Origin of the sequence: Gilliamella sp. B2828, from assembly GCF_026537125.1 — a bacterium.
Taxonomy (GTDB): Bacteria; Pseudomonadota; Gammaproteobacteria; order Enterobacterales; family Orbaceae; genus Gilliamella.
Map to the genome: position 1 here is coordinate 93385 of NZ_JAFNMU010000009.1, position 6335 is coordinate 99719.

The window sequence follows — 6335 nt, forward strand, 5'->3', positions numbered from 1 at the left end:
ATTCATTTAGTTAATGATTTGAAAAAAACCGTTCTTAATAGAACGGTTTTTATTTACAGATAAAAAAATTGTTCAATTAAGCTTTGTATTTTTTCATCACAATTGAGGCATTCGTACCACCAAAGCCAAAGCTATTTGACATAACGGTTGTTAATTCACGTTCGGTTGGTTTTGTAATAATATTCATGCCAACTGCTGCTTCGTCTAATTCATCGATATTAATACTTGGTGTAATAAAGCCATGTTCAAGCATCAATAATGAATAGATAAGCTCTTGCGCACCTGTTGCACTTAATGAATGGCCCGTCATAGACTTAGTTGATGAGATTGCTGGAATATTGTCACCAAATACTTGTTTGATTGCCCATAACTCTTTTACATCACCTACTGGTGTTGATGTACCATGAGTGTTGATATAATCAACTGGCACATCTAAATCTTGAATAGCAAGTTGCATACAACGCATTGCACCTTCACCTGATGGAGCAACCATATCATAACCATCTGATGTTGCACCATAACCGACTAATTCACCATAAATATGAGCGCCACGTGCTAATGCATGTTCTAACTCTTCTACAACAACCATACCAGCTCCGCCAGCAATAACAAAACCATCACGATTGGTATCATAAGCTCGTGATGCTTTTTCTGGACAGTCGTTATATTTCGTTGATAACGCACCCATTGCGTCAAATTCACAAGACATTTCCCAACAAAGCTCTTCACCACCACCAGCAAAAACGATATCCTGTTTGCCCAGCTGAATAAGTTCAGCAGCGTGACCAATACAGTGCACAGACGTAGCACAAGCTGATGTCATAGAATAACTCACACCTTTAATTTTAAATGGTGTAGCTAAACAAGCTGAAATTGCAGATGACATTGATTTCGTCACTGCATAAGGACCAACGCCACGTAATCCTTTCTCTTTCATACCAGCTACAACATTATATTGAGTTTTAGTTGAACCACCGTAACCTGCAATTAAACCAGTACGTGGATTAGAAACTTGTTCTGGAGTTAACTTAGCGTCTTCAATAGCTTGTTGTAAAGCGAGATAACCATAAATAGAAGCATCGTTCATAAAGCGAACTATTTTACGGTCAATGAGACCTTTAGTATCTAATTTAACATTTCCGCAGATATGACTACGCATTCCGCTATCTTTCATTTCTTGTGAAAAAGTAATACCACTACGGCCAATTTTTAAAGATTCTAAAACTTCTTTGGTATTATTTCCAATACTTGAAAGAATTCCTAATCCTGTTATAACAACGCGTTTCATACAATATTCTGCTCCTAAATTATCTGCTTCTAACAAAAATTGATGTGATTATAGCGTACACTTGTAAGCTCAACAATACCTGAGTAATTCTTTTATCTTTATTTTTTTGTTAATAAATTGATTATTAATATATTAATTAAAAGAATGCGACATTGAATTGATTAAGAATCTTCAAGTTATTGATAGAGTGATGGCTTCAGTTTGCCAAATTAATACCGATTAAATAGCCACACACTTGCAGAGTGTAATGCAGTTACGATATACTGTATATAAATACAGTTTTATGGTGATGCTAAATGAATGAAAAAATGATTGCGAAACTTGAGATATTAGCCGAATCGGCAAAATATGATGTCTCGTGTTCATCGAGTGGATCAACGCGTCGCAATAAAAATAAGGGTATTGGTAGTGCAAGCAAGAGTGGTATTTGCCACACATTTACTGCCGACGGGCGATGTGTATCGTTACTTAAAATTATGTTAACTAACTACTGCATGTTTGATTGTGCTTATTGTATTAACCGGCAAAGTAACGATATTCCTAGAGCAGGTTTTACTCCGCGCGAACTGGCTGAGCTGACCATTGAATTTTATCGCCGAAACTATATTGAAGGGTTATTTATAAGTTCGGGCATTGTACGCAGTCCTGATCATACTATGGAGCGCATGATCCGCGTAGTGAAAATTTTACGTAGTGAGCACCATTTTAATGGCTATATTCATATGAAAGCGATCCCTGGTGCCAGTGATGAACTGATTAATCAAGCTGGATTGTTGGTTGATAGAATGAGCGTTAATTTGGAAATTCCAACCGAAGAAAATCTCAAATTACTTGCGCCAGATAAAGATCATAAAAGCATCTACCAACCTATGCGCCAAATTCATCAAAATTTGCTTGAGAATATAGAAGATCGTAAAAAATTTAGATCTACGCCGAAATTTGTACCAGCAGGGCAGAGCACACAAATGATTATTGGTGCAACGGATGAATCTGACAAACAAATATTACAACTCACTGCCAAGCTTTATAAGCGACCGAGCATGAAACGAGTTTATTATTCAGGATTTGTTCCTGTAAATGGTTATGATAAACGTTTGCCTGTTGTGCAAGATGTACCACGCGTGCGTGAAAATAGACTTTATCAAGCCGATTGGTTATTACGGTTTTATGACTTCAATATTGATGAAATTGTTAACGATAGATATCCTGACCTTGATTTAACCATTGATCCCAAACTGTCTTGGGCGATCCGTAATCCGCAGTTTTTCCCAATTGATATAAATCGTGATAGTTACCAAAAAATATTGAGAGTACCAGGTATCGGCGTTAAATCAGCCAAATTAATTGTCATGGCAAGGCGTCATCGCCGTTTAACATTTGATGCACTCAAACGGATTGGTGTAGTGTTAAAGCGTGCGCAGTTTTTTATTATTTGTCATGATATGAAAAAATTTAAAATACTCGGCTCATCAGCAGAATATATTAAATTGTCTTTGCAAGATCCCCCTTTGTTGGAAGATCAAATAATTCATCAACCGCATCAACTCGTAATGGGGTGGTAGAGTATGTTAGCATTTTATTACGAAAAGACGTTTGAAGGTGTGCTATGTGCGGTATTTGATGCTTTTAAACTCAAAAAAATGCCGGAATGTTTATTAGCAGCAGGACAGGTGGAACCATTACTGGTGACCGATAGACATCATGTCGAATTTCGAGAATTTAAGTATGAACGTGTGCGCGTAGCATTAATCAATAAATTGAGTAAAACTGCTTTACGACAATTAATGTATGTATGGTTATCTGAATTACCAGATAGTGACTTAATTATCTTTCGATATATTTGCAAAGTGTTTAAAGCCACAAAATCTATCGAAACTGATTTTGCCGATCCCGATGTACTAACGGTGCGCGAAATTGCGAAAAAAGTGAGTAACGAACGTCATCGTATGCTTGAGTTTATTCGTTTTAATGCCATAAAAAATCCACTGAAAAAAATGCATAAGCAAGCATCAGATGACGACGAAAATGAAGTATGCGAAAAAATCTATTTTTCTGTGATTGGTCCTATTTATAATGTACTACCTCTAGTACTCACTTTTTTTAAAGATCGTTTTGCAGATCAAAAATGGGCAATATATGATGAAAAGCGCCAATATGGTTATGTCTATGATTTGAATAGCATTGAACAGGTATCATTGGTAGATAAAGATGATTTAATTATTAATAGTCAAGTTAATCAAAATTATCTCACCGAAGATGAGGTGCTGTTTCAAACAATGTGGCTAAAGTATTGCAATGCGATAACTATAAAAGAACGTATGAATCTCAAATTACAACGCCAACATATGCCAAGTCGGTTTTGGCGATATTTACCCGAAATGAAACTCGCAGTAAAAGATTACAATGATAATTAGAAAAAAATTTTATAAAATACATAAAAAACCGCCAAACAAGGCGGCTTTTAAAAATATAATTAATTGAGCTTATTGAGAATCTATGTCATTAATTATGCTATTAATGCTTTCTTGCCGTTGCTGCTGTTTTTGCTCATCAACTTTACCACCAGACGCATTAAAATCATTACGTTGGAAGTAAGCATTACGCATAAAGTTATAAGGATCATCACTATTTTTAAGCAAATCTTCATACTCAATTGCCATAGCGCGAGCTTCAATACCATCAAATACGCTTCGGACTAATGCCCATTCCCAATCTAACCAAACAAGTGGCGGATATAAAGTATCGACAATATCACCACCTTCTTGGCGGATTGTTGCAGAACCATAGAAAGGTAACACAACATAGGGACCATAAGGTGTATCATAATGACCTAATACATCACCAAAACTACGTTTAGAACCTTTTTGTAATTGTGGATCAGCCATACCTGCAACATCAAATAAACCGGCTACACCAAAAATGGTATTTAAAAAGAATCGAGCTAAATGTTTACCTGCTTCATGACCTTCACCTTGTAGAGCACTATTGACCATTGATGCGGGTTCTGAAAGATTAGATGAAAAATTAACGACTCCTTTACGTATCGGTGTGGGTACATAATCTTTCCAAACAACTGCGGCAGGTCGCAAAATGTAAGGATCGAGTGCATAATAATTAACATTAAACATAGTTCTATTGAACCCAGATAACGGGTCAGAATAACTATTTGTCTCAGGCTGATAAGTTGCACAACTTGTCAGTGCCAAAACCGTAAACATCATACCTATTATTTTTTTTTTCATAATGTTACCGAATTATCGAATAAAAATGGTAAAGTATTGAATGAACATGATTGTATCATGTTTACTCAAAATAGAAAATTTTTCATGATTTGAATAGCAATGTTTGTTAAAATTTATTAAAATGCATGCTTCTATGACCTCATAGTTAAATGGATATAACGAGCCCCTCCTAAGGGCTAATTGCAGGTTCGATTCCTGCTGAGGTCGAAGTGTTTAATATCGTATCCATTTTATTTAAATCATTTTTTATTCCTATCAATCAAATAATAGATATTTTATAAATAGTATTTTTATCTCATTCAAAAATAAAACGCTATTTATTTAACCTACTGAGGATTTATTACTTTATTAGATTCTTCAATTTAATAGATTGGTCTATAAATAATGTGCAATTTTAAGAATATTTATAAAGTAAATAATTGCATGACGTAAAAAGATCTTTAAAAAAGGTTTAAACTCATTAAGTGCAAATTATCATTGTTCCTTAAAGGAAGAAGTAAGCTAAATAATCGCATTTTATGAAAAATAGCATTAAAAATAAAGATTAACATTTTGAATAGTTGAAATTTTTAGTAATCTACTTTACCTTCTCCATTTTAAGCCCAAATGAGCTTATAGACAAAATTATTTATTGTTTTTCTGAAAAAAAATAAAAGGATTATGTCTTAATTGCTATAGAGTTAACGTCACAATATAGGTTAAAATAAAACCTATCAATTATTAAAAATCATTTTTACATAAAAATCCATTTACTAAATATTAGAAGTCTCGGCTAAACAATGATTAGTAATAACCATAAATTTGTATAATATCCGATTAATATTAAATAAAATTATTTAATTAAAAACTAGTATGATAAAGCAAATATAGCTATTAAAGCTGATTAGCAACTTCAATTTGCTTTAGTTAATTTTTTTACACTAAAAGCACACAAATTATGGTGGATTAATTATCATTAAATGAATTTAAAATCTAACTTTCTTTCTTATTTTATAATTAATTTTTAAAACGTTAATAAAAAATTGTACGGGAAAATGGAACTTATTGTATAGTAAAAAGTTATGAAAAAAGAATATAAAATTAAAAAATAAGGGGTTAAGAAGAAAAAATTCCTCCGGTGATCAACACCAGAGGATCATATGCAAGGGATGACGCATATAACGAGAAAGTTGTTAAATAATAGAATTTTTAATCTTATTTTGTCAAATTTGATCCGAAAAGAAATCGTAAAAAAAATTTCAAAATATTGAAATTGATAGCTAAACCGTTAATACCAATGTTTATATAATTTACAGGGTAATTAAATGTCTATTTAGTAAAAAATATGGCAATAAATGTAAATAATTCGAAAATAAAAAACAAAAGTTAATTATCTGATTTTTCATTGAACAATAAAAATTGAGATGTTTTTATAAAAAATTCCATTCACGTATGGATCGTTGATGTAAATTCTTTTCTTACAATGTTTAAATGACAAATCGTTATTTTTTTTGATTATTTATTAATTATATCTGTAAGTTATCTTCTTAAATTAAAATTAAAGTATTTTTCAAAAAAAGGTTGCAAAATACACGAAACAGGGTATTTTATATTCTTTTTTAGGTTATTTTTTAACACGAATTCACTTCAGGTTTGAATGATGTTTCTCAATAAAAAAATCAACCTTTTGTTGTCAAAGTAAAGTTAAATAATTGTTCATAACAATAGCAACAACAATAACAACAATAATCTATATTTCGTAAGCATGAAATACTAAAAGAGGATAACATGGATAAAGGATTAACCCATCTGATCAATCCATTGGA

4 protein-coding genes and 1 tRNA gene are annotated in these 6335 nt (G+C 32.5%); 3 read left to right on the forward strand and 2 right to left on the reverse strand.

Going from position 1 to position 6335, the window contains the following annotated elements; all coding sequences use genetic code 11:
- Positions 1 to 76 precede the first annotated feature (76 nt).
- On the reverse strand, positions 77 to 1288 hold the full coding sequence (gene fabB, locus J3U19_RS08815) for a beta-ketoacyl-ACP synthase I (RefSeq protein ID WP_267346076.1): 1212 nt from the start codon (positions 1286 to 1288) through the stop codon (positions 77 to 79).
- Positions 1289 to 1584: 296 nt separating this feature from the next.
- Here fabB and J3U19_RS08820 point away from each other — a divergent pair, with 296 nt between their 5' ends.
- The gene (locus J3U19_RS08820; RefSeq protein ID WP_267346077.1) at positions 1585 to 2850 is read left to right on the forward strand and encodes a putative DNA modification/repair radical SAM protein; all 1266 of its coding nucleotides are present in this window, start codon (positions 1585 to 1587) and stop codon (positions 2848 to 2850) included.
- 3 nt (positions 2851 to 2853) lie between these two features.
- A complete protein-coding gene (locus J3U19_RS08825) occupies positions 2854 to 3702 on the forward strand; it encodes a TIGR03915 family putative DNA repair protein (RefSeq protein WP_267346080.1) in 849 nt (282 codons plus the stop codon).
- 69 nt (positions 3703 to 3771) lie between these two features.
- On the opposite strand, the gene J3U19_RS08830 is transcribed toward J3U19_RS08825, so the two are convergent.
- On the reverse strand, positions 3772 to 4530 hold the full coding sequence (locus tag J3U19_RS08830) for an MlaA family lipoprotein (protein WP_267341420.1): 759 nt from the start codon (positions 4528 to 4530) through the stop codon (positions 3772 to 3774).
- Positions 4531 to 4665: 135 nt separating this feature from the next.
- Between J3U19_RS08830 and J3U19_RS08835 the strand changes: the two genes are divergently transcribed.
- Positions 4666 to 4737, forward strand: a tRNA-Arg gene (locus J3U19_RS08835).
- The last annotated feature ends 1598 nt before the right edge of the window (positions 4738 to 6335 follow it).